The organism is Tropicibacter sp. S64, assembly GCF_049803835.1.
Lineage (GTDB): Bacteria > Pseudomonadota > Alphaproteobacteria > Rhodobacterales > Rhodobacteraceae > Pacificoceanicola.
In genome coordinates this window covers 91,239-114,079 of sequence record NZ_JBNAGK010000017.1, presented here as the reverse complement: position 1 = coordinate 114,079, position 22,841 = coordinate 91,239, and the positions used below count along the sequence as shown (strand labels likewise).

General features: G+C 64.3%; 18 protein-coding genes. 14 read left to right on the top strand and 4 right to left on the bottom strand.

Annotated features, from left to right (window positions below):
* The first annotated feature begins 46 nt into the window (after positions 1-46).
* Positions 47-1,039 (top strand): IS30 family transposase, encoded by a 993-nt coding sequence (locus tag ACP159_RS22670; RefSeq protein WP_425101343.1) that lies wholly within the window; start codon positions 47-49, stop codon positions 1,037-1,039.
* A gap of 506 nt (positions 1,040-1,545) precedes the next feature.
* On the opposite strand, the gene ACP159_RS22665 is transcribed toward ACP159_RS22670, so the two are convergent.
* Both ACP159_RS22665 and ACP159_RS22660 read right to left on the bottom strand, forming a co-directional pair.
* A complete protein-coding gene (locus ACP159_RS22665; protein ID WP_425102007.1) occupies positions 1,546-3,057 on the bottom strand; it encodes a malonate--CoA ligase in 1,512 nt (503 codons plus the stop codon).
* 4 nt (positions 3,058-3,061) lie between these two features.
* On the bottom strand, positions 3,062-4,315 hold the full coding sequence (locus ACP159_RS22660) for a malonyl-CoA decarboxylase domain-containing protein (protein ID WP_425102006.1): 1,254 nt from the start codon (positions 4,313-4,315) through the stop codon (positions 3,062-3,064).
* Between the two features lie 204 nt (positions 4,316-4,519).
* Here ACP159_RS22660 and ACP159_RS22655 point away from each other — a divergent pair, with 204 nt between their 5' ends.
* The 11 genes from ACP159_RS22655 to ACP159_RS22605 all read left to right on the top strand — a co-directional run bounded on the left by ACP159_RS22655 (position 4,520) and on the right by ACP159_RS22605 (position 17,827).
* Complete coding sequence (locus ACP159_RS22655; protein ID WP_425102005.1) at positions 4,520-5,176, top strand: GntR family transcriptional regulator; 657 nt, start codon at positions 4,520-4,522, stop codon at positions 5,174-5,176.
* Between the two features lie 253 nt (positions 5,177-5,429).
* The gene (locus tag ACP159_RS22650) at positions 5,430-6,944 is read left to right on the top strand and encodes an ABC transporter substrate-binding protein (RefSeq protein ID WP_425102004.1); all 1,515 of its coding nucleotides are present in this window, start codon (positions 5,430-5,432) and stop codon (positions 6,942-6,944) included.
* 67 nt (positions 6,945-7,011) lie between these two features.
* Positions 7,012-7,929 carry an ABC transporter permease gene (locus tag ACP159_RS22645; RefSeq protein ID WP_425102003.1) on the top strand — a complete coding sequence of 306 codons (918 nt, stop codon included), beginning with the start codon at positions 7,012-7,014 and terminating at the stop codon, positions 7,927-7,929.
* A gap of 8 nt (positions 7,930-7,937) precedes the next feature.
* Entirely contained in the window at positions 7,938-8,849 is a 912-nt protein-coding gene (locus ACP159_RS22640) for an ABC transporter permease (protein WP_425102002.1), read from the top strand.
* Positions 8,849-10,486 (top strand): ABC transporter ATP-binding protein, encoded by a 1,638-nt coding sequence (locus ACP159_RS22635; protein ID WP_425102001.1) that lies wholly within the window; start codon positions 8,849-8,851, stop codon positions 10,484-10,486. Before ACP159_RS22640 ends, ACP159_RS22635 begins: the two co-directional genes overlap by 1 nt.
* Positions 10,483-12,075: a gamma-glutamyltransferase gene (locus ACP159_RS22630; protein WP_425102000.1), complete on the top strand. Its 1,593-nt coding sequence runs from the start codon at positions 10,483-10,485 to the stop codon at positions 12,073-12,075. Before ACP159_RS22635 ends, ACP159_RS22630 begins: the two co-directional genes overlap by 4 nt.
* Positions 12,072-13,460, top strand: a complete 1,389-nt coding sequence (locus tag ACP159_RS22625; protein ID WP_425101999.1) for a M20 family metallopeptidase — start codon at positions 12,072-12,074, stop codon at positions 13,458-13,460. The genes ACP159_RS22630 and ACP159_RS22625 overlap by 4 nt, the downstream gene beginning before the upstream one ends.
* Entirely contained in the window at positions 13,457-14,767 is a 1,311-nt protein-coding gene (locus ACP159_RS22620; RefSeq protein ID WP_425101998.1) for a D-serine ammonia-lyase, read from the top strand. The genes ACP159_RS22625 and ACP159_RS22620 overlap by 4 nt, the downstream gene beginning before the upstream one ends.
* On the top strand, positions 14,764-16,254 hold the full coding sequence (locus tag ACP159_RS22615) for an amidase (protein WP_425101997.1): 1,491 nt from the start codon (positions 14,764-14,766) through the stop codon (positions 16,252-16,254). The genes ACP159_RS22620 and ACP159_RS22615 overlap by 4 nt, the downstream gene beginning before the upstream one ends.
* An 11-nt stretch (positions 16,255-16,265) precedes the next feature.
* Positions 16,266-16,601 (top strand): RidA family protein, encoded by a 336-nt coding sequence (locus ACP159_RS22610; RefSeq protein WP_425101996.1) that lies wholly within the window; start codon positions 16,266-16,268, stop codon positions 16,599-16,601.
* 2 nt (positions 16,602-16,603) lie between these two features.
* On the top strand, positions 16,604-17,827 hold the full coding sequence (locus ACP159_RS22605) for an NAD(P)/FAD-dependent oxidoreductase (protein ID WP_425101995.1): 1,224 nt from the start codon (positions 16,604-16,606) through the stop codon (positions 17,825-17,827).
* 20 nt (positions 17,828-17,847) lie between these two features.
* Here ACP159_RS22605 and ACP159_RS22600 read toward each other — a convergent pair whose 3' ends face one another.
* Complete coding sequence (locus ACP159_RS22600; protein ID WP_425101993.1) at positions 17,848-18,324, bottom strand: Lrp/AsnC family transcriptional regulator; 477 nt, start codon at positions 18,322-18,324, stop codon at positions 17,848-17,850.
* Positions 18,325-18,464: 140 nt separating this feature from the next.
* Here ACP159_RS22600 and ACP159_RS22595 point away from each other — a divergent pair, with 140 nt between their 5' ends.
* A complete protein-coding gene (locus ACP159_RS22595) occupies positions 18,465-19,484 on the top strand; it encodes a 1-aminocyclopropane-1-carboxylate deaminase (protein ID WP_425101992.1) in 1,020 nt (339 codons plus the stop codon).
* A gap of 69 nt (positions 19,485-19,553) precedes the next feature.
* Here ACP159_RS22595 and ACP159_RS22590 read toward each other — a convergent pair whose 3' ends face one another.
* On the bottom strand, positions 19,554-20,018 hold the full coding sequence (locus ACP159_RS22590; RefSeq protein WP_425102011.1) for an Lrp/AsnC family transcriptional regulator: 465 nt from the start codon (positions 20,016-20,018) through the stop codon (positions 19,554-19,556).
* A 139-nt stretch (positions 20,019-20,157) separates the two neighbouring features.
* Between ACP159_RS22590 and mdeB the strand changes: the two genes are divergently transcribed.
* Positions 20,158-22,839, top strand: coding sequence for an alpha-ketoglutarate dehydrogenase (gene mdeB, locus ACP159_RS22585; RefSeq protein WP_425101991.1), 2,682 nt, complete (start codon positions 20,158-20,160; stop codon positions 22,837-22,839).
* The last annotated feature ends 2 nt before the right edge of the window (positions 22,840-22,841 follow it).

Here is a 22,841-nt window from a genome sequence, read left to right as displayed (position 1 = left end):
GGTTGCGACAAATGCCCTATCTTGCTGGAAAGCAAGGAGAACGGACATGGCCCACACAGAGCTGGATTTGCGTGAGAGACGCGCCATCGAAGACATGCTGAATGCAAAAGTACCGGTCAGCAAGATCGCCGCAGAGATCGGTCGGCATCGTTCGACCGTCTATCGCGAGATCAAACGGAACTTTTTCACCGACGAAGAGCTGCCGTATCTGAACGGCTACTATGGCATGGTCGCGCAGCGTGAAGCATCAAAGCGCCGTGCTCGCAGACGCAAATTGATCCGCCTGGAAGCATTGCGCACGCACGTCGTCGGTCGGCTCATCGAAGGCTGGACGCCAGAACAGATCGCGGGCCGTCTCGGTTTCGAAGACCAGCCTGTTCGGGTCAGCCACGAAACGATTTACGCCTATGTCTACAGCAAGGAGGGGCAGTCGGAAGACCTGGCACGCCACCTTCCCAGCCGACGCAGGAAACGCAGGCTACGCTATGCCAGGCGACCCAGAGGCCAGGTTTTCCCGCCGGATCGGTCCATCCATCAACGCCCTGAGTACGTCGCCACCCGTGAAACCTTTGGCGAATGGGAAGGCGATCTGATGATCTTCGAGCGGTCTCAGGGCAAGATGAACGTCGCCTCGCTGGTCGAGCGGAAGACCCGGTTTGCCGTCTTGTTCCGCAACAACGACCGCAGTTCGACACACTTCATTAACAAGCTGATGGATGTGATGGAGCCCCTTCCCCAACCCGCGCGGAAGTCGATCACTTTCGACCGGGGCTTCGAGTTCCGCGAATGGCGCAAGTTGAAATCCGGCATTGGAACGGAAAGCTGGTTTTGCGATCCGCAAGCGCCCTGGCAAAAAGGATCAGTTGAGAATTTGAACAAACGCGCCCGCAGGTATCTGCCGCGTGATACCCAACTCGCGGCGCTGTCAAATCGCAAGATGAAGGCGATTTGCGACCGCCTGAACGGTACGCCCAGAAAGTGCCTTGGTTGGCGCACCCCCACCGAGGCCTTCAGAGCCGAGATGATGAAACTGAGATAGCGGAAACCGTCGCAACGACCCTTGAGCCTTCACAGCGTGAGTTCACACAGTTAGCCCGTACAGTTCAAGCTGCCGCTGCTGCTGGTCACCTACCGAGATGAACCATGGATCTGGCTGTCCACGACGGCCGTTTTGGGCTTCGGCATCGGCGCCGCGATGACGGCTGCTTCCAGAGCCATCATGCAGTCCGCGCCTGAAAGCCGGGCAGGCATGGCAGCGAGGTCTTCTTTGGATTGGGGGCCTAGGGGTCGCCATCCCGGATAGCATGATGACCGTGCATTACACGCGCGCCCTGGTCCTGCCTGATGGCGTTCCGGCCGTGGCGGCGGATGGCATTGACTAGGCCTGTCCGGCCGCAAAGAGGCTGAACGGACGGGCGGGCGACATCCTCAGATCCGCCGCACAAGGTGCCTTCGATCACGCGTTCTTCGGAGTTATCCTTCTGATCGTCGTGCTCGACACGGTTTCAACCTTCGGTATCTGGAGAATGGCCAGAACATCAGGTGTCACGCAAACAACTCCTTGAATGCGTCCCTCAAAAGATTCTTCTGCACCTTGCCCATGGTGTTGCGCGGCAGGCTGTCGACCACCACCAGACGGCGCGGATGCTTGAACCGGGCGAGTGGCTTCTTGATCTTCTCCATGATCCCGTCCGTATCCAGCGACGCACCGGCGCGGGGCACCAGAACGCCGACAACCGTTTCGCCGAAATCGCGATGCGGCACGCCGATGACCGCGCTTTCCAGCACGCCATCCTGTTCATCCAGCACAAGTTCGATTTCCTTGGGATAGATGTTATAGCCGCCGGAGATGATCAGGTCCTTGCTACGGCCGACGATGCTGACGTAGCCATCGGCATCCATCTGCCCAAGATCGCCGGTGATGAAGAAACCGTCCGCGCGCAACTCGGCGGCTGTCTTTTTTGGCATTTGCCAGTAGCCCTTGAAAACATTCGGCCCCCGGACTTCGATCAGCCCAACCTCTCCCTGCGGCAGGGCCTCGCCTGTCTCGGGGTCGGTGATCTTCAATTCGACCCCGGGCAAGGGGAAGCCGACAGTCCCAGCCCGGCGCTCGCCCTCATACGGGTTCGACGTGTTCATGTTGGTTTCGGTCATGCCGTAGCGCTCCAGAATGCGCTGCCCGGTGCGCTTCTCGAATTGCACATGGGTTTCGGCGAGCAGCGGCGCGGAGCCGGAGATAAAGAGCCGCATGTGCGCCGCCGCCTCGCGCGTGAAGCGCGGATCGTCCAGTAACCGTGTGTAGAAGGTAGGCACGCCCATCATCGCCGTGGCCTTCGGCATCTGCTCCAGGATCTGGTCGAGGTCGAAGCGGGGCAGGAAGATCATGCTGCCCCCGGCGACCAGCGTCACGTTGGTCGCCACGAACAGCCCATGCGTGTGGAAGATCGGCAGGGCGTGCAGCAACACGTCCTCGACCGTGAACTGCCACTCCCGGGCGAGTGTCTGCGCATTCGACAAGAGGTTGGCCTGCGTCAGCATCGCCCCCTTGGAGCGGCCGGTCGTGCCGGAGGTGTAGAGAAACGCTGCCAGATCGTCCTCGCTGCGCGATACGGTGTCGAACTGCCGTGGCGCCTGCCCGGCCTTGTCGGTCATCGATCCGCTCCCATCCGCATTCAGCGTCTCGACCCTTGCGCCAAGACCTTCCACCACGGGAGCCAAAGCATCGCGTTTGCCGCCGTCGACTATGACCAGCGCGGCGCCGCTGTTCTCGATGAAATAGGTAAGCTCATCCGTCGTGTAAGCGGTGTTCAAAGGCAGGAAGACCAGTCCGGCCTGCGCACAGGCGGCATATACCGCCAGCGCCTGCGGTGATTTTTCAATCTGAACAGCGACCCGGTCGCCCGCCGAAAGTCCCAGCCCGATAATCACATGCGCGATCTGCGCGGCACTTTCGAGGAACGCACCGTAGGAGATCGTACTGCCGTCCGGCAGATGCAGGAACGGGGATGCGCGACCGACATGCGCACCGAAAAGCGTATCGTAGAGAGGGTTGGCCATTGTCTTACCTTTCCGCCGTCACCGCGTTGGCGCCTGTCCTGGCCAGCGAGGTGACCTCGGAGCTGGCCTTGATCTTCTGTTTGGTCTGGAAGTCTTCGTGATTGGCCGCGACCTGTGCGAGATCGTAGAGATAGTTGACCATCACCCCGCCCGATTGCGCCTGCCCGTTGGGCGAGGCGTCGGCGTCCGCATGAACCGCATGGACCAGCGCCCCGTTCCCCAGGTGGAACCGGGCAACGGGATCGTAAGGCGCATCGCCCCGCCCCTTGGCATTCAGCAGGTAATGCGCGGCCAGGGCGCGGCGCGCCTCTGGGTCGTCCGGCATCGGGATGCCTTCCGCCTCGGCCCATTTCGTGAGCAGAGGGATCGGCGAGAGCGTCACGAACCGGCTCAACCCCGGCAGCTCAGCCGACAGATCGGCCGCGACCTGCTTGATCAGCGAATTGCCGAAAGAGACGCTTGCCAGGCCGGCCTGACAGTTCGAGATGGAATAGAAAACCGCCGTGTCGCAGGTCTCGGGCGCCAGCGTCTTGCGGTCTTCCGCCAGAAGTGCCTGGACCGAGCCGGGGATGCCCTTGGTCAATGCCACTTCGACGAAGATCAGCGGCTCATCCGGCATGGCCGGGTGGAAGAAGGCAAAGCACCGGCGGTCCCGCGGTTGCAGGCGACGACGCAGGTCATCCCAGCTCTGGATCGCATGGACCGCTTCGTAGGCGGTGATCTTGTCCAGGATATGCGCCGGGCTTTCCCAGCTGATCGGGCGCAGGACGAGAAAGCCGCGGTTGAACCACGAGGCAAAGAGATGCCGGAAATCCAGATCGAGCGCCGCCAGCTCGGGATCGTCGCCCGCCAGCCTCAGAAGGTCCGCACGCATCCGCACCAGAGCCCCGGTGGCACCGGGCACCCGGTTCAGACGGCGGATCAACTCCTGCCTCGGCGGTTCTGCGGTCTGCATGAACGTGCGATAGCTTTGTTTCGACGGGGCCTTTTCATAGGCATCCAGGGCGGACCGGACTGCCTCCGGGTCGATGGCCATGTCATGCGCAAGGTGCCGCAGAAAATCGAGTTTTCCCGCGTCGTCGAGGCTGGCGTAATGGTCCAGGATGTCCTGCGCAAGGGCCAGCTCGGACATCTCGCCCGCACTTCCCAACAGATCCGCCATCAGGCGTTTCACCGGCCGTGAAGATGCCCGCCCCTGTCCGGTTGCGCGGGACCGGCGGTCAAGCATGGTGGACAGAAAATCGGCCAGTAACGTCATGTGGCAGGTCCTTGTCGCAAGGGCATGAAGCCTCCGGACCGCATCACGCCGTCGTCGGTGTCCAGGCACGACACCGACAACGGCAAACGCTGGCGGAAAGGCTTGTCGTGTCGATCATAGGAGACTCATGTTTCACAGGTCAATGTTTTTGTATACAAGAGTTTTATTATTGCGTGCCTACGATCACGCGGCTAGCTTCACGGCATGGAACAGCGCAGCGCGGTGAATATCGCCAACTCTCTTGAGCAGATGATCTTTGACGGCACCTTCGCCGACGGAGATCGCCTGGACGAAGTTCGGCTCGCCGACCAGTTCGGCGTATCTCGCACGCCCCTGCGCGAGGCGCTGCAACGGCTGGAAAGCTCGGGATTGGTGACGCTGATCCCGCGCCGCGGTGCCTTCGTGCGCCAGCCGGGGCCGCTAGAGCTGCTGGAGATGTTCGAGGTCATGGCCGAGTTGGAGGCGGTCTGCGGCCGTCTTGCCGCGCGCCGGATGTCCAACGCGGCGCTGGACGAGTTGCGCGAGGCCAACAAACGCTGTCAGGCGGCCTCGGATGCGCAGGACCCCGACCTTTATTACGCAGAGAATGAGCGCTTCCACGCGACGATCTACCGGGAATCCGGCAATGGCTTTCTTGAACAGGAAAGCCTGAAACTGCAGCGACGACTGCGCCCCTTCCGGCGTCAGCAACTGCGTTTCCGGGGGCGGTTGAAGCAATCCATGTCCGAACATGAAGTCATTGTCGCGGCACTGGCCGAGGGCGATTCCGTGGCCGCCGCCAACGCTCTGCGCACGCATGTGGCCGTTCAGGGCGAGCGGTTCCAAAGCCTGATGGCCAGCCTCAGGGCCGCCGCCTCCTAGGCGCGGAACACGTCACTCTGCGTGTCTCTGGTCGCGGGACTCCTCCCGACGATGGCGCTCACCCGCGCTGGGGCAAGGTGTGCCTCGACGCCAAATGGGCCACATGCCTAAATGGTAGCCGTTGCCTATCCATGAGGCACTGGTCGGCCAAAAAAGTTCAGGATTTGCTTGACGGATTATAACTCGTTCCTGTTGTATACAAGAATAACGATCAAAAATACACCCAACAGCTACGCCAACAGAGAGGACGACCATGGAACTGAAGACCCTGATGATGGGCACCGTGCTGAGCCTGGCAACCGCCGCGCCCGCCTTTGCCAACAAGGCCGATGACACGCTTCGTCTCGCTTTCCTCAAGGAGCTGGAATCGGCTGACAACTATTTCAACTCGGCCCGCGAAGGCATCCTGATCGCGCGCGCGGTCTGGGACGGACTGCTCTACCGCGACCCCGACACCGGCGAGTTCAAGGGCAACCTGGCGACGGAATGGACCTGGGTCGACGATGTCACGATCGAACTCAAGCTGCGCGAAGACGTCACATTCCACAACGGCGAGCCGTTCAACGCCGACGACGTTGTCTATACCGTCAACTTCGTGACCAACCCGGATAACGGCGTCAAAGTCTCGACCAACGTCAACTGGATGAAAAACGCGGAGAAAATCGACGATTACACCGTGCGCATCAACCTGGTCGCGCCCTTCCCGCCGGCCGAGGAGTATCTGGCCGGCCCGGTCGTCATGTATCCGGATGAATATTACGCCAAGGTCGGCCCGACCGGCATGGCAACCGCTCCCATCGGCACCGGCCCCTACAGGGTCGATCGGGTCGAGCCGGGCAAACTGTACGAGCTGTCCAGGTACGACGGCTACCACGACAGCCCCAAGGGTGAAGCGCAGATCGGCAAGGTCGAGATCAAGACGATCCCCGACATGAACACGCAGGTGGCCGAGCTGTTCAACGGCGGCCTCGACTTCCTGTGGAACGTCCCCGCCGACCAGGCCGAAAAGCTGGCCGAAATGGAAGACCGGTTTGACGTGGTCAACGCACAGGCGATTCGCGTCGGCTATATCTCGATGGATGCGGCGGGCGCCTCGGACCCCGACGGTCCGATGACCAATCCGAAGGTCCGCCAGGCGATCTACCACGCCATCGACCGTCAGGCGATTGTCGATGCGCTGGTCAAGGGCTCGTCCGAAGTGATCAACGCGGGCTGCGCGCCGATCCAGTTCGGCTGTGACCTGAGCGTGACAACCTACGACTACGATCCGGAAAAGGCCAAGGCCCTGCTGGCCGAGGCGGGATACCCGGACGGGTTCGAGATCGACTTCTACGCCTATCGCGACCGGCCCTATGCCGAAGCGCTCATGGGGTTCCTGAACGCCGTCGGGATCAAGACGAACTTCAGCTATCTTCAGTACGCCGCCCTGCGTGAAAAGCGCGAAAAGAAGGAGGTCCCGATCTCCTTCCAGACCTGGGGTTCGTATTCGCTGGCCGACGTGTCCGCGATCACCGGCGAGTTCTTCACTGGCGGATCGCTGGACGATGCGATGGACCCCGAAGTGATCGAGTGGGTCAAGGCCGCGGGAGCGACCACCGACCGAGCCAAGCGCGAAGAGCTCTACTCGAAGGCGCATGCCAAGATCGCGGACGAGGCCTACTGGGTGCCGCTCTGGACCTATAACGTGAACTACGTGCTGACCAAGGAGCTCGACTTCGATCCCACGGATGACGAACTCGTCCGCTTCGTGGACTTCTCCTGGAAGTAACTCCCGGACGGGTCGCGCCATGCTGCGCGCGACCCGTCGCCCTGACCTGTCCGGAAGGTGACGCACGATGGCCGTCTTCATACTCAAACGTCTCGGTCTGGCCCTTCTGGTCGCGCTGACCGTGTCTTTCATCAGTTTCAGTCTGCTGTTCATGGCAGGCGACCCGGCGGTGGCCATAGCTGGCGAAAATGCTACCGATGCGGATATCGCCCTGATCAACGAGCGTTTCGGCTTCGACCGGCCGATGATTGTCCAATACGGGGACTGGCTGGGATCGGCGGTCTCGGGCGACCTCGGCAACTCCTGGTATTTCGACATGTCCGTGACCGAGCTGATCGGCGACCGCCTGAAGGTCACGATGAAGCTGGGGATCCTCGCGATCACGCTGGCGCTGCTTGTGGCCATCCCGCTTGGCGTGGCTGCCGCAGCCAATCCCAATTCGCTGATCGACCGCTTCGCGCTGTTTCTGTCCGTGGTCGGACAGGCCATTCCCTCCTTCTGGTTCGGCCTGATCCTGATCGTCGTCTTCTCGATCAACCTCGGTCTTCTGCCTGCTTCGGGTAATGACACCTGGCGGCACTTCGTGCTGCCCACGGTGGTGCTGGGCTACTACGCGACGCCCGCGATCATGCGGCTGACCCGCGCCGGGATGATGGAGGTGCTGTCCTCGGACTATATCCGCACCGCAAAGGCCAAGGGTCTCGGCACCCGCAAGGTGATGTTCAAACACGCGCTGCGCAACGCGATCATCCCGGTGGTCAGTCTGGCCGCGGTGCAGATGGGCTTCATGCTTGGCGGCTCCATCGTGGTTGAGACGGTCTTTGCCCTGCACGGCGCGGGCTACCTGGCCTGGGAATCCATCGCGCGCAACGACCTGCCGACCATGCAGGCGCTGATCCTGATCTTCTCGACCTTCTATATCCTGTTCACTTTCCTGGCCGACGTCCTGAACGCCTGGCTGGATCCACGGCTGCGCGTGGGCTGAGGACTGACATGGCCGATATATCCAACACCACTCCGCTGGCTGCGCAGGAGACGCGCGACGTCCCGCTGACACCGGGCCAGGCGATGCGCAGACGGGCCCTGCATCACAAGGGCTTCATGCTCGGCTCTGTCGTGATGCTGATCGTCGTGGCAATCGCGGTCTTTGCGCCGCTGCTGACCCAATACGATCCCTATCAGCAAAACCTGCTCGCCCGGATGAAACCTCCCGTGTTTCTGGACGGCAGCTGGGACCATTGGCTGGGCACCGACGGGCTTGGCCGCGACTTCTGGGCCCGGCTGGCCTATGGGGCGCGGATCTCGCTGTTGATCGGCATCTCGTCCGCGGTGATTTCCTGCATCATCGGCTCGACCCTCGGGATCCTCGCCGGATATTTCGGCGGCAAGGTCGACATGGTCGTGACGTTCCTGATCAACGTCCGGCTGGCCATGCCGGTCGTTCTTGTGGCGCTGGCCGTCGTGGCGCTCTTTGGCGGCTCGCTCTTCGTGGTGGTCTCGGTGCTGGGCCTGCTGCTCTGGGACCGTTTTGCCGTGGTTCTGCGTTCGGCCACGATGCAGGTCCGCAAGCAGGAATATGTTGCCGCCGCGGAGGTTCTGGGCGCCTCGCTGCCGCGCATCCTGGTCAAGGACATCCTGCCCAACGTGATGAACCACCTGATCGTGATCTTCACGCTGGAAATGGCCCACGCCATCATCCTGGAGGCCGCGCTGTCGTTCCTCGGTCTTGGTGTGCAGCCGCCCACTCCCTCCTGGGGCCTCATGATTTCCGAAGGCAAGGAGATGCTGCTGTTCGAACCCTGGCTGATCACGATCCCGGGCGTGGCGCTGTTCTCGCTCGTTCTTGCCATCAACATGCTGGGCGATGGCCTGCGCGACATCACCGCACCGGAGGGCCGCAACTGATGACCGATCCCATCCTGTCCATCAAGGGCCTCACCGTCGCCCTGCCCAAGGCCGCCGACCGGCCCTATGCCGTCGACAATCTGTCGCTCAAGGTGATGCCCAAGGAGATCGTCTGCATTGTCGGCGAAAGCGGGTCAGGCAAGTCGATCACCGCCTTTACCACCATGGGTCTGCTGCCCAAGGCGCTGACCCCGACCGCAGGCGAAGTGCTCTTCGACGGTCACGACCTCCTGACCCTGCCCAAACGCACCCACGCCTCGCTGCGCGGTCGCCGCATGGCGATGATCTTCCAGGAACCGATGTCGGCGCTCAACCCGTGTTATACCGTTGGCGACCAGATCGAAGAGATGTTTCAGCAGCACACCAGCCTCAGTGCCCCGGAGCGCCGGGCGCGCACGATCAAGCTGCTGGAAGAGGTGCATCTGCCCGATCCGCCGCGGGTCTACAGCTCCTACCCGCACCAGCTGTCGGGCGGCCAGCGGCAACGGATTGTCATCGCCATGGCGCTGGCGCTCGACCCGGCGCTTCTGATCGCGGACGAGCCGACCACCGCGCTGGACCTGTCGACGCAGCAGCAGATCCTGCACCTGTTCAAGGAACTGCGCGAAAAACACGATGCGGGCATCCTGTTCGTGACACATGATTTCGACGTCGTGGCGGAGATTGCGGATCGCGTCGTGGTGATGCAGCACGGCAGGATCGTCGAGCAGGGCAGCGCCGAAGAGGTTCTCAATCGCCCGCAGCATCCCTACACGCGGCTGCTGATCGACGCCGTGCCGCGCCGCACCCGCGTGGCCCCCGCACCAATCACCACCCCGGACATGCTGAAGGTCTCGGGCCTGAACAAGACCTATCACATCACCGGCGGCATGTTTCGCAAGGCGCGCGAGGTCCATGCCTGCAAGGACGTGGATTTCACCGTCCGCAAGGGGGAGACCCTTGGTATTGTCGGTGAAAGCGGCTCGGGCAAGTCGACGCTGGTCAAATGTCTGATCCGACTGGAAAATCCCGAAAGCGGTGTGGTCGCGGTCGAGGGCAAGGACATCGCCCTGATGTCGCGCCAGGCCCTGCATCCCTATCGCAAGCATATCCAGATCGTGTTCCAGGATCCCTATGGCTCGCTCAACCCGCGCCGCACCATTGGCGACCAGCTGGTCGAGGGGCCGGTGAACTTTGGCGAGAACCGCGCCAAGGCGATGGACCGCGCCCGCGAATTGATGAAGATCGTGCGCCTCGGGCCTGACGTGCTGAACCGCTATCCGAACCAGTTCTCGGGGGGGCAGAGGCAGCGGATCTGTATCGCCCGCGCACTGATGGTCGAGCCGAAGATCCTGATCGCCGACGAAGCGGTCTCGGCGCTGGACGTCTCGGTGCAGAAGGAAGTGCTCAAGCTGCTGAACGAGATCCGCGACCGGATGGGCCTGACGGTACTCTTCATCACCCACGACCTGCGGGTGGCCGCACAGGTCTGTGACACGCTGATCGTCATGCAGCACGGAGAAGTGGTGGAACGGGGCACGGTCGAACAGGTCTTCGGCGCGCCGTCGCACCCCTATACGCGGATGCTGCTGGACGCCCAGCCCGGCCAGCACTGGACCGTGCCCGACGTGGCGACCCTGCCCCCGGCCGTCGCATGAGCGGGTCGTTCTCGCGCAGCCAGCGAACGCATAAGCCGGGTGTGACGGCGACGTCCCGTGGAGTCGTTGCCACCCAGCACGTCCGTGCCGCCGAAGTCGGTGCCGAGGTGCTGGCCGCCGGCGGCGACGCGGTGGATGCCGCGGTGGCCGTCAGCTTCGCCATCGGTGTGCTGGAGCCGTGGATGTCCGGCCCGATGGGCGGCGGGGCGATGATGCTCTGGCGCGCCGATGACGCCCGCGCCCACGCTCTGACCTACGGGATGCGCTCGTCCGCCACGCTGGACGTTAACCACTATCCGCTGTCGGGCGCAGGCAAGGCCTCGGACCTTTTCCCCTGGGAAGCAGTGGTCGAGGATCGCAACGTCACTGGCGCGGCCTCCGTCGCCGTGCCCGGCACCGTGGCGGGGATTTCCGCCGCGCATGGCCGCTTTGGCCGGATGCCCTGGGCCGAGTTGCTGGCCCCCGCCGTCGGCCTCGCCCGCGCCGGTTTGCATGTGGACTGGTACGCGGCGCTTGTCATTGCCTCCTGCGCCCGCGATCTGTCCCGCGATCCGGACGCGGCGGCGCTCTTTCTTGACGACGGGCAATGGCCCAAGGGATCGGGCTGGACGGCGCTGGCCGATCAGAGGCTGAACCAAGGCCGGATGGCCGACACGCTCGACCAACTCGCCCGCGAAGGCGAAGCCGCCTTCTACAAGGGCGCCATCGCCGAGGCACTGGTGCGCGATGTTACCGACAAGGGCGGGTTCCTGTCGATGCAGGACATGCGCGATTACGCGCCGCTCTGGGCGGACCCGCTGGCGATCCCCTTCCGCGACGCGACGATCCACGCCGTTCCGGGCCTGACCGCCGGGCCGACCCTGGCCGATACCCTGGGCCGCTGGCAAAGCGGCTATGACGCTGCGGACGCCGCCACCCCCGCCGCCTTTGTCGCTCGCGCCGACGGGCTGCGCGCGGCCTATGCCGAGCGTCTGGCCACGATGGGCGATCATGAGAACGACCGGGCCCCCGGCTGCACCACGCATTTCTCGATCGTGGACCGTGACGGCAACATGGTGGCGATGACCCAGACGCTGCTGTCGATCTTCGGCTCCAAGGTGGTCTCGCAAAGCACCGGCTTGATGCTGAACAACGGCATCATGTGGTTCGACCCCGAGCCGGGCAAACCGAACTCGCTTGCGCCGGGCAAGGCCTGCCTGATGAATGTCTGCCCGGTCATCGGCGAAACCCCGACCCGCCGGTTTGCGCTGGGGGCCTCGGGCGGGCGCAAGATCATGCCCGCGGTGGCGCAGATCAGCGGTCGTCTGATCGAACAGGGCCTGTCGATGCAGGACGCCATCGAAGCCCCGCGCATCGACGCCTCGGGCGGGGCGCAGGTTGTGGCCGACGAGCGGCTGGCCGGCGCGGTGACCGATGCGCTCGCCGCGCGTTTCCCCCTGGCGCAGGCGCAACGCCTGCCCTTCCCCTTCGCCTTTGCCTGCCCTGCGGGCGTCATGCGCGAAGGCGGCACAAATTCCGGCACCACCGAGACGATGTCCCCATGGGGCGACGGTGTCGCTGAACCCGAATCCACAAAGGCCCGAGAATGACCCTGCAAGACAGCGCCCGCGATCTTATCGAAGCCTATTTCGACGGTGGCGAGTTCCAGCGTGACCTGACCACGCTTGTCTCCCGCCCCACGGAAAGCCAGGACCCGCGCGGCAAGCCGCACCTGTGGGCCTATCTGGAAAACGACATGGCCCCGATGCTGGAGGCCATGGGGTTCACCTGCCAGATCCACGACAACCCGCAAGCCGACGGCCCGCCGATCCTGACCGCCGCGCGGATCGAGGATCCGGTCCTGCCTACCGTGCTGTGCTATGGTCATGGCGACGTGGTGCGCGCGCAGGAAGACCAATGGCGCGAAGGGCTGACGCCGTTTGACCTGATCGAGGAAGGCGACCGCCTCTACGGGCGCGGTGCGGCCGACAACAAGGTGCAGCACCTGATCAACCTGCGATCCATGGAGGCGGTGATCAGGGCACAGGGACATCTGGGTTTCAATGCCAAGGTCATCATCGAGATGGGCGAGGAAACCGGCTCCCCCGGGCTCAAGACCTTCTGCGAGACCAACAAGGATCTGCTCGCGGCCGATGTCTTCATCGCCTCGGACGGGCCGCGCCTGCGCCCCTCGGTGCCGACAATCTTTACCGGCTCGCGCGGCGGTCTGGGTTTCGATCTTCAGGTCACCCTGCGCGAGGGTGCGAACCATTCCGGCAATTTCGGCGGCCTGCTGGCAGACCCCGCGATGATCCTGGCCCACGCGCTGGCCAGCATCACCGATGTGCGGGGCCAGATCCGCGTTCCCGAATGGCGCCCCACCAGCCTGACCCCGCGCATCCGGGAGGTTCTGGGCAAGCTGCCGCCGCATGACACGGGCATCGCGCTGGATGCCGACTGGGGTGAGGCGGATCTCAGCCCGGCGGAGCGCGTCTTTGGCTGGAACAGTTTCGCGATTCTCGCCATGACATCGGGCGTGCCCGAAGCCCCTCTGAACGCCATCGCCGGATCCGCGCGCGCCACCTGCCAGCTGCGCTTTGTCGTCGGCACCGAGGTTGACGACATCCTGCCGGCCCTGCGCCGCCATCTGGACCGCGAAGGCTTTGACAAGGTCGAGGTCGTTCCGCATGCCCGCGGCAGCTTCCCGGCGACCCGGCTCGACCCGGATCACCCGATGGTGCGCTTTGCCTCGGAGGCGATCGAGCGGGCCGTGGGCGTGGCGCCGGACATCCTGCCCAACCTCGGCGGCTCGCTGCCAAACGACTGCTTTGCCGAAGTGCTTGGCCTGCCGACGATCTGGGTGCCGCATTCCTACGCGGGCTGTTCGCAACATGCGCCGAACGAACACGTGCTGAAGTCGCTGTCGCGGCAGGCGCTGGTGGCCATGACCGGCCTCTTCGTGGAACTGGCGGACAGGGGACTGCCGAGGGAATGAACGCCATGTCTGGGGATCTGGATGCCCTGCGCGACAGGGTGCGGGCGGGCCGCTCGGCGTTCTGGGCCAACCCGGACTATCTGCCTGCCGAGGATGCGGAGGCCCGGCAGGATCTGGACCAGGCGCTGAAAGACTGGACGATGCTGGCGCCGCTTCTGGCGCGGGTCTTTCCCGAGCTCGAGGCCAGTGGCGGGCGCATCGGATCGGAGCTGATCCCCGTGCCGGAGGGGGCTTTCGGCCCCCTGCCTGGTCGCATCCTGATCAAGGGCGATCACGCGCTGCCCGTGGCCGGCTCGATCAAGGCACGGGGCGGGATCTTCGAGGTCTTCATGTGTGCCGTCCATCAGGCGCGCACCGCTGGTTTGCTGGCGCCGGGCGAGCCGGTCACGCGATTGGCCGAGGCACGGGATTTCTTCGCACGTCGAACCATCGCGGTTGGCTCGACCGGCAACCTTGGACTGAGCGTCGGCATCGCCGCGCGGGCCTTGGGCTACCGCTGCACCGTGCATATGTCTCATGACGCCAAGCCCTGGAAGGTCGAGCGCCTGCGCAGGCTCGGCGTCGAGGTCGTGCTGCATACCGCCGACTATACCGCCGCCGTAGCCGCCGCCCGTGATGCCACGGCGCACGACCCCGAGGGTTATTTCGTGGACGATGAATCCTCCGAATTGCTGTTTCGCGGCTACAGCGCGGCGGCGGCGGAACTGGCCGATCAGTTGGACGCGCTTGGCATTGCCATTGGCCCTGACAAGCCGCTCTGTCTCTACCTGCCCTGCGGCATCGGCGGCGCGCCGGGCGGCATTGCATACGGTGCGCGGGCGGTGTTCGGCGCGGCGGCGCACGGGTTCTTTGTCGAGCCGCAGCAATCGGCGTCGGCCCTGTGCCAGATGGCGTTCGATGCGCCCTCCGTGCACGAGCTGGGTCTCAGCAACCGGACCGAGGCCGACGGCATGGCCGTCGCTACCCTTTCGCCGCTGGTGCCTGCACGGATGCGGCAGCGTCTGGCGGGCGTCTGTACGGTGGGCGACGCGGACATGCTGCGCTGGGTCGCCAAAGGTGCGGCACAGGGCCAGCGGTTCGAGCCTTCGGCCACGGCGGGTTTCGCGGGGCCACTCCACCTGATGACCAGCGCCGCCGGGAAAGCCTTTCAGGCCCGGCACATGCCCGGGGTTGCACCCGAAGACATCACCCATATCGTCTGGGCCACTGGCGGCCGCTTTGTCCCCGATGCCGCCCACACGGCGTTTCTTGACTCGGCCGCCATCCTCCCCGAGCCTTTCGATTTGCCGCAGGAGATCACCCCATGACCGAACTGGCCGCCCTTGGCGCCACCGAGGCCCGCCGCCTCATCGCCCGCAAACAGCTGTCGCCGGTCGAGCTGACCGAGGCCTGCATCGCGCAGGTCGAAGCGTTGGATCACGCGGTGAACGCGCTGATCGCGCGGGATTTCGACCGTGCCCTCGACGGGGCGCGGCAGGCCGAGACGGCGGTGATGACCGGAGAACCCCTGGGTCCTCTGCACGGGCTGCCCTTTGCGGTAAAGGACATGATCGACGTGGCGGGATTGCCCACCACCTACGGCTCCGAGGCCTTTGCCGACAACATCGCCCAAGGCGACGACGCCATCGTCGCTGCGATGCGCCAGGCGGGCGCGCTGCCCCTTGGCAAGACCAACACACCGGAATGGAGCGCGGGCGGCAACACCCGCAATCGCGTCAATGGCGTGACGGCCAACCCCTATGACCTCCGCCGTACCTGCGCTGGTTCGTCTGGCGGATCTGCCGTGGCACTCGCCTGCGGATATGCGCCGCTCGCGACCGGCTCTGACACCGGCGGCAGCCTGCGCAACCCTGCGGCCTATTGCGGGATCGTGGGCTTTCGGCCAAGCCCGGGCGTCGTCCCCGGCGATACCCGCGCGGCCGGGCTGATCCCGTTTTCTACCTCCGGCCCGATGGCGCGCAGCGTGGCCGATGCCGGGCTGATGCTGTCGGTCATGGCCCGGCCGGACCGCAGCGACCCGTTCACAACCGTCACCGACGGGCGCACGCCATGGGATGCGAGCGCGTTCGCATGCCTGCCAGCCCGTGACCTGACCTCGCTGCGCATCGCGGTGACCGAGGATTTCGGCTTTGCCCCGACCGAGCGCACGATCCGCAACCACTTCCGCGCGATGGTGGCGAAGCTGACGCCCTTCCTGGGCCAAGTGACCGAAGCCACCCCCGATTGCTCCGACGCCGACCGGATATTTTCGGTGCTGCGCGGGGTGCAATTCCTCGGTATCCATGCCCGGCTGCTCGACGAGAGCCCCGAACTCGTCGGCCCGAACGTGGCCGACAACGTGCGCGAGGGCCGCAGCTATTCCGCCGAGGACGTCGCGCAGGCGATGTTTGCGCAAAACCGCTATCACCGCGACTGGCAGGCCTTTTTCGATACGCATGATTTCATCCTCTCGCCCGCCGTCACCATCAGCCCCCGCCCCTGGCGCGAGCTCTACCCGACCGAGATCGACGGCACGCCGACCAAGAGTTACTACCATTGGCTGGCGATGGCTTATGCCTCGACCATTCCGGGCCATCCGTCGATCACGATCCCCTGCGGGATGGACGCGAACGGCATGCCCTTCGGTTTGCAGATCGTGGGCCGCAGGCATGACGATCTGGGCGTGCTCGCTGTCGCCGCCGAGCTCGAAGCGGTCATCGCAGGCAGCGACATGGCGGTGCCCGCCCCCGATTTTTCCGCGTTGCGCAGTGCACCGCCGCTCTCTGACGCGGACGAATTCCTCACCTTCAACTGAAAGACGGACATATGAACATCCCCCTTTCCAAGACCCGCCGCATCGGCGACACGCTCTACCTCTCCGGCGAGCTTGGCTTTGACGCCGAGCGCAAGATCCCCGAGGGTATCACCGCGCAGACCGAGAACTGCATCGCCAATATCAAGGCGACGCTGGCCGCGGAGGGGCTGGACCTGTCGCATGTGGTCTCGGCCACCTGCTACCTGACGGACCCGGCGGATTTCGCGGCGTTCAACTCGGTCTATGCGGCGGCGTTCCCCGAGCCCTACCCGGTGCGCACCACCGTGGCCGCCGCGCTGATGATCGACGCCAAGGTCGAAATCACCGTCATCGCGAAAGCCGGATAACCATGGCGGATGTCCTCGTCCTTGGCGCTGGCATGGTCGGGATCGGGACCGCGCTGGCCTTGCAGACGCAGGGCCACGCGGTTCGCGTACTGGACCGGCGCGGCCCGGGCGAGGAAACCAGCCATGGCAACGCCGGGGTCATCCAGGCCGAGGCGCGCGCGCCTTATGCCATGCCCCGCGATCTCGCGACCCTGATCCGCTATGCCCTGGGACGGAGCAACGATCTGCGGCTCAGCCCCGGCGCCCTGCCCGGCGCGGCCCTGCCGCTTCTTGCGTACTTCCGGCATTCCAGTCCTGGCCGCATGACCAAGGTGATCCCGCATTATGCCGCGATCATCAGCCGGGCCACACAGGACCACGGCCAACTGATTGCCGAGGCCGACGCGGAGGTCCTGATCCGCCGCACCGGGCTGGGCGAGATATTCGACGATCCCGCCGCGTTCGAGGCCAGATGCGAGTCCGCGCAGGACATGGCCGAGGCACATGGGCTGGATCTGCGCCTGATGACCGGACAAGAGCTGCGCGTTGCCGAACCTGCCCTGACCTCCACACCCGCAGGCGCGGTGGTCTGGGCAGACAGCTGGAGCGCGACGGACCCGTCGGCGCTCGTGCGGGCCTATGCCCGATTGTTCGTCTCGCGCGGTGGTGCGTTGCTGTCCGGTGACATCGGGAGGCTGGAAGAAGCCCGAACCGGCTGGCGGGTGCGCTGCGCTCAAACCGCCCACGCTGCGGACCATGTGGTGGTCGCGCTTGGCCCCTGGTCGCCGGCGTTGGTGAAGCCTTTGGGCTACCGGGTGCCGATGATCCTGAAGCGCGGCTATCACGGTCATTTCGAGATGCAGGGCAGCCTGACGCGCCCTTACGTTCTGGACCAGCACGGCGTTGTCCTGTCCTCGATGGCACGCGGGTTGCGCATCACCACGGGGGCGCATCTCGCCCGCCCGTCCAGCCCGCGAAATCTGGCCCAGCTGACCCACGGGGCCGAGGCCGCTGGGCGGCTGGTCGACCTGAAAGGTCCTGTCGCGAACAGCCAATGGCACGGCGTCCGCCCCTGCCTGCCACGCATGTTGCCCATGGTTGGCAGGGCGCCCCGGCACCGGGGTCTGTGGTTCAACTTCGGACACGGGCATCAGGGCTTCACCCTTGGCCCCACCACCGGCGCGTTGCTGGCCGAGATCCTCGATGGCCGCGATGATGCTCTGACGCGGGCGCTCAGCCCGGCGTAGGCCCAACGGTTCCGGTCCGTTCAGAATGCCAGCGGACCGTTCTCCTTCACCTCCCGCATGACAAAGAACGTCCTGGTCTGTCTGACGCCGGGCAGCGCGATCAGCTTTTGACCGTGCAGCTTGTTGAAGTCGCTCATGTCCCGCACCCTGATCTTCAGCAGGTAATCGAAATCGCCCGCGACCAGCTGGCAATCCAGCACCTCTTTCATGGCGTTCACCGCCCCCTCGAAGGCGGCGAAGCTTTCCGGCGTCGAACGGTCCAGCACGACCCCGACCATCACCAATGCCCCCAGCCCCACGGCGGAGGGGTTGATCGTCGCCCGCACGCCGGTGACGTAGCCGAGCTCGAAAAGCCTCTGCGTGCGCCGGTGGCAGGTCGCGGCGCTTACGCCAACCCGGCTGGCGAGTTCGGCATTGGTCAGCCGGCCATCTCTTTGCAGGGCACGCAGGATCCTGAGATCGATTCGGTCGGGATCGGCGGTGGAAGAGTCTTCCATTTTTTTGCATCCAATAGACAAGTTTGCATTACAAATACGGACCAAACTCATGAAACGCAAATAAATCAGGCGAAAAACGAGAGCACCTTTCGTTTCGGATAGTCTATCGTTTCCCAAACTCGCAGTATGGAGATCAGCCTATGTCGCTACTTGAAAAGTTCGAGCGTTACCCGCTCACCTACGGTGTCACACCGATCGAACACCTGCCCAGACTGACCGAAGCCCTCGGCGGCAAGGTGCAGATCTACGCCAAGCGCGACGACTGCAACTCCGGCCTCGCCATGGGCGGCAACAAGCTGCGCAAGCTGGAATACATCGTGCCCGATGCGATCGCGTCCGGAGCCGATACGCTTGTGTCCATCGGTGGTGTCCAGTCGAACCACACCCGCATGGTGGCTGCGACGGCTGCGAAGATCGGCATGAAGTGCGTCGTCATCCAGGAAAAATGGGTCCCCCACTATGACGCCGTCTATGACCGCGTCGGCAACATCCTGATGACTCGCCTGATGGGTGCGGATTCGCGCATGGTCGAAGACGGCTTTGACATCGGCATCCGCAAAAGCTGGGAAGATGCGATCCAGTCGGTCAAGGATGCCGGCGGTACGCCCTACCCGATCCCGGCGGGGGCGTCGGTGCACAAGTACGGCGCCCTTGGCTACATCGGATTTGCCGAAGAAGTGGCCGAGCAGGAAAAGGAACTCGGGTTCAAATTCGACTACATTGTCGTCTGCGTCGTCACCGGCTCGACCCAGGCCGGCATGATCGTCGGGTTTGCCGCGCAGGATCGCGCGGAGTCGGTTATCGGCATCGACGCCTCCGGCACCGTGGATCAGACCCGCGCCCAGGTCCGCAGCATCGTCGACAACACCGCTGACCTGGTCGGACTGGGGCGCGCCGTGCGCGACGAGGAAATTGTCATCAACCCCGATTACGCCTACCCGGCGTATGGGGTGCCGTCGGATGAAACCAACGAAGCCATCCGGCTGGCAGCGCGCACCGAGGCGATGATGACCGATCCGGTCTACGAGGGCAAATCCATGCAGGGCATGATCGACCTCACGCGCAAAGGCTTCTTCCCGGAAGGGTCCAAAGTGCTCTACGCCCACCTTGGCGGTGCGCCGGCGCTGAACGGCTACAGCTACTACTACCGCGAAGGCTGATCCACTGGCGTGCGCCGGCCACAAAGGTCGGCGCACCGCCCGGCGACCGGATCGAGGTCCACCCGTCCACTACTCCAGACGCGCGGAGTTTTCCTTTACCCGCCTGATCGGAATGGAAGATTCGAGAGAGGCGACGCCGTCGACCTTCGTCAGCTTGCCGGTCAGGAAATGCTCGAATTCGATCAGATCGGCGACGGCGATCCGCAACAGGTAATCCCTGTCGCCCGTCATGAGCCAGCAATCGGTCACCTCGGGGAATTTCCGCACGGCGAGTTCGAAGCTGCGCAGCCGGTCGTCGATCTGGTGATCCAGTTTGACGGAGACGAACACGCTGATCGGAAACCCCATCAGCGGCTCGTCGATGACCACCGTGTACCCGCGAATGAGGCCGCTTTGTTCAAGGTTCCGCACGCGCCGTGCACAGGGGCTGGCGGACAGGCCGACCCGGCTGCTCAGGTCCTGAATGGACATGCGCGCATCGCGTTGAAGCTCGGCCAGTATGCGACGGTCGATGGCATCAACATTCTGTTTGATTGCAGCGGAAATCACTACGATTTCTTCCCAGATTAGCGATAATCACCAAACAAACTACCAGAAGCGACGATTATGGCAACATCCGCTATCGCATCATCGCTACAGTCGCGCCGAAACGGTCTCTGCGAAGGAGATACCCATGACCGCACGCCCCTTTCACCCGGCCTCCACCGCCGACATCGACCCCACGGAGACTGCCGAATGGATCGAGTCGATCGACAGCCTGACCAGAAACAGCAGTCCGGCCCGCGCGAATTTCGTCCTGAACCGTGTTCTCGACCACGCGCGGCTGATCGGGGCGACGACCAGCGGTCTGCCCTATTCGGCCTACCGCAACACCATTCTCGTGGCGCAGCAGCCCGCCTATCCGGGCGATCTGGCGCTTGAAGAGCGGATCACCTCGATCATTCGTTGGAATGCGCTGGCCATGGTGGTCCGGGCGAACCGGGCTTATGGCGAACTGGGCGGTCATATCGCCTCTTACGCCTCGGCTGCCGAGATCTTCGAGGTCGGCTTCAACCATTTCTTCCGCGCGCAGTCCGAGGGATTCGGCGGCGATCTGGTCTACTTCCAGCCGCATTCCGCGCCCGGCATCTATGCCCGCGCCTTCCTCGAAGGTCGGTTGAGCGAGGAGGACATCGCCAATTACCGGCAGGAGGTTCCAGGGCCTGGCCTCTGTTCCTATCCGCACCCCTGGCTGATGAAGGATTTCTGGCAGGTGCCGACCGGCTCCATGGGGATCGGTCCGCTGAGTGCCGTCTATCAAGCCCGGTTCATGCGCTATCTGCAAGCCCGCGGTCTGGCGGACACCGAGGGGCGCCATGTCTGGGGCGTCTTCGGCGACGGCGAGATGGACGAGCCGGAATCAATCGCCGGGCTGACTCTCGCCGCGCGGGAGACTCTCGACAACCTGACCTTTATCGTGAACTGCAACCTTCAGCGTCTCGACGGCCCGGTGCGCGGCAACGGCCAGATCATCCAGGAGCTCGAGTTGTTGTTCATCGGGGCGGGCTGGAACGTCATCAAGGTGCTCTGGGGCTCCGAATGGGACCCGCTGTTCGCCGCCGACACCAATCACGTGCTGCTGCGCCGCTTTGCCGAAACCGTCGATGGCGCCTATCAGGATCTCGGCTCCAAGGCGGGCGATTACAACCGCGCCAGGTTCTTCGATCTCGACCCCGAAAGCGCCGCCCTTGTGCGGCACATGAGCGATGACGAAATACACAAGCTCAAGCGCGGCGGACACGATCTGAAAAAGCTGCATGCCGCGTTTGCCGCCGCCAAGGCGCACAAGGGCCGCCCGACCGTCATTCTGACCAAGACCAAAAAAGGGTATGGCATGGGCGGCGCGGGCGAATCCCGCATGACCGCCCACCAGGCCAAGAAGCTCGACATCGACGCACTGAAGGCCTTCCGCGATCGCTTCGATCTGCCGCTGACCGACAAGGCCGTCGAGGGGCTGGAATTCTACAACCCGGGCGAAGACAGCGACGAGATCCGCTATCTCAAGGCGCGGCGCGCTGCGTTTGGCGGCTATCTGCCCGCGCGGGCCGGGAATGCGACCGCTCGCGCCCCGGCCCGCCCCGAGCCCGCGAAATACGCAGGCTTCGCGCTGGAGGCAGATGGCAAGGCAATGTCCACGACGATGGCCGCCGTGCGCATCCTGAGCAGCCTCCTGAAGGACAAGGCGTTTGGTCCCCGGATCGTGCCGATCGTGGCCGACGAGGCGCGGACCTTCGGGATGGACAACCTGTTCCGCCAGATCGGTATCTACGCGCCGCAGGGGCAGCTGTACGACCCCGAGGACAAGGGGTCTATGTTGTACTACAAGGAGGCGGCGAACGGTCAGCTTCTCGAAGAGGGCATCACCGAGGCTGGCGCGCTGAGTTCCTGGACCGCTGCCGGCACCGCCTATTCCGTTCACGATACCGAACTGCTGCCGGTCTACATCTATTATTCCATGTTCGGCTTCCAACGGGTGGGCGATCTGATCTGGGCGGCCGCCGATCAGCGCACGCGGGGCTTCCTGCTGGGCGCGACCGCCGGGCGCACGACGCTGTCGGGCGAAGGTTTGCAGCATCAGGACGGCTCCAGCCACATGGTCGCCGCGACCATCCCGAATTGCCGCGCCTATGATCCGGCCTTTGCCTATGAGCTTGCGGTCATCATGGAGCACGGCATGAAACGGATGCTCGATGAGAGGCGCGACGAGTTCTTCTACCTCACCGTGATGAACGAAAACTACGCCCAGCCGTCCATGCCGGACGGTGTCGAAGAGGCCATCGTTCGCGGGCTCTACACGCTGCGGTCCACCCTGCCCGAGGCGGATCGGCGCGTGCGCCTTGTCGGCTCCGGCACCATCCTTCTGGAAGTGATCGCCGCCGCCGAGATCCTCGAAAAGGACTTCGGCATCGCCTCGGACGTGTTCTCCGCGACCTCTTACACGGAGCTGGCCCGCGACGCGATGGCGGCCGAGCGTCAGAACCGCTTCGCCAAACCCAAGGATCGGCGCACCAGCCATCTGGAGGCCACGCTGCCCGGCGACCGTCCGGTGATCGCGGCGAGCGATTACGTGCGCAATTTCCCGGCACAGATTGCGCCCTACCTGCCGGTCTCCATGACCATCCTCGGCACCGACGGCTTTGGCCGCTCGGCCAACAGAAAATCGCTGCGCCGTTTCTTCGAAGTCGACCGCCAGCACATCGCCTTTGCCGCGATCAAGTCGCTCGCGGAACGCGGCGAGGTCAGCGACGAGGTTATGTCCAAGGCCTTGACGGACCTCGGGATCGAACCCGGCACGGATGCGCCCTGGGACCTGTGAGA

What these genes read in the sequence shown, in the direction of transcription:
- ACP159_RS22670 (WP_425101343.1), top strand. Translation starts at nt 47, where the DNA reads ATGGCCCACACAGAGCTGGATTTGCGTGAGAGACGCGCCATCGAAGAC.
- ACP159_RS22665 (WP_425102007.1), bottom strand. Translation starts at nt 3,057, where the DNA reads ATGGCCAACCCTCTCTACGATACGCTTTTCGGTGCGCATGTCGGTCGC.
- ACP159_RS22660 (WP_425102006.1), bottom strand. Translation starts at nt 4,315, where the DNA reads ATGACGTTACTGGCCGATTTTCTGTCCACCATGCTTGACCGCCGGTCC.
- ACP159_RS22655 (WP_425102005.1), top strand. Translation starts at nt 4,520, where the DNA reads ATGGAACAGCGCAGCGCGGTGAATATCGCCAACTCTCTTGAGCAGATG.
- ACP159_RS22650 (WP_425102004.1), top strand. Translation starts at nt 5,430, where the DNA reads ATGGAACTGAAGACCCTGATGATGGGCACCGTGCTGAGCCTGGCAACC.
- ACP159_RS22645 (WP_425102003.1), top strand. Translation starts at nt 7,012, where the DNA reads ATGGCCGTCTTCATACTCAAACGTCTCGGTCTGGCCCTTCTGGTCGCG.
- ACP159_RS22640 (WP_425102002.1), top strand. Translation starts at nt 7,938, where the DNA reads ATGGCCGATATATCCAACACCACTCCGCTGGCTGCGCAGGAGACGCGC.
- ACP159_RS22635 (WP_425102001.1), top strand. Translation starts at nt 8,849, where the DNA reads ATGACCGATCCCATCCTGTCCATCAAGGGCCTCACCGTCGCCCTGCCC.
- ACP159_RS22630 (WP_425102000.1), top strand. Translation starts at nt 10,483, where the DNA reads ATGAGCGGGTCGTTCTCGCGCAGCCAGCGAACGCATAAGCCGGGTGTG.
- ACP159_RS22625 (WP_425101999.1), top strand. Translation starts at nt 12,072, where the DNA reads ATGACCCTGCAAGACAGCGCCCGCGATCTTATCGAAGCCTATTTCGAC.
- ACP159_RS22620 (WP_425101998.1), top strand. Translation starts at nt 13,457, where the DNA reads ATGAACGCCATGTCTGGGGATCTGGATGCCCTGCGCGACAGGGTGCGG.
- ACP159_RS22615 (WP_425101997.1), top strand. Translation starts at nt 14,764, where the DNA reads ATGACCGAACTGGCCGCCCTTGGCGCCACCGAGGCCCGCCGCCTCATC.
- ACP159_RS22610 (WP_425101996.1), top strand. Translation starts at nt 16,266, where the DNA reads ATGAACATCCCCCTTTCCAAGACCCGCCGCATCGGCGACACGCTCTAC.
- ACP159_RS22605 (WP_425101995.1), top strand. Translation starts at nt 16,604, where the DNA reads ATGGCGGATGTCCTCGTCCTTGGCGCTGGCATGGTCGGGATCGGGACC.
- ACP159_RS22600 (WP_425101993.1), bottom strand. Translation starts at nt 18,324, where the DNA reads ATGGAAGACTCTTCCACCGCCGATCCCGACCGAATCGATCTCAGGATC.
- ACP159_RS22595 (WP_425101992.1), top strand. Translation starts at nt 18,465, where the DNA reads ATGTCGCTACTTGAAAAGTTCGAGCGTTACCCGCTCACCTACGGTGTC.
- mdeB (WP_425101991.1), top strand. Translation starts at nt 20,158, where the DNA reads ATGACCGCACGCCCCTTTCACCCGGCCTCCACCGCCGACATCGACCCC.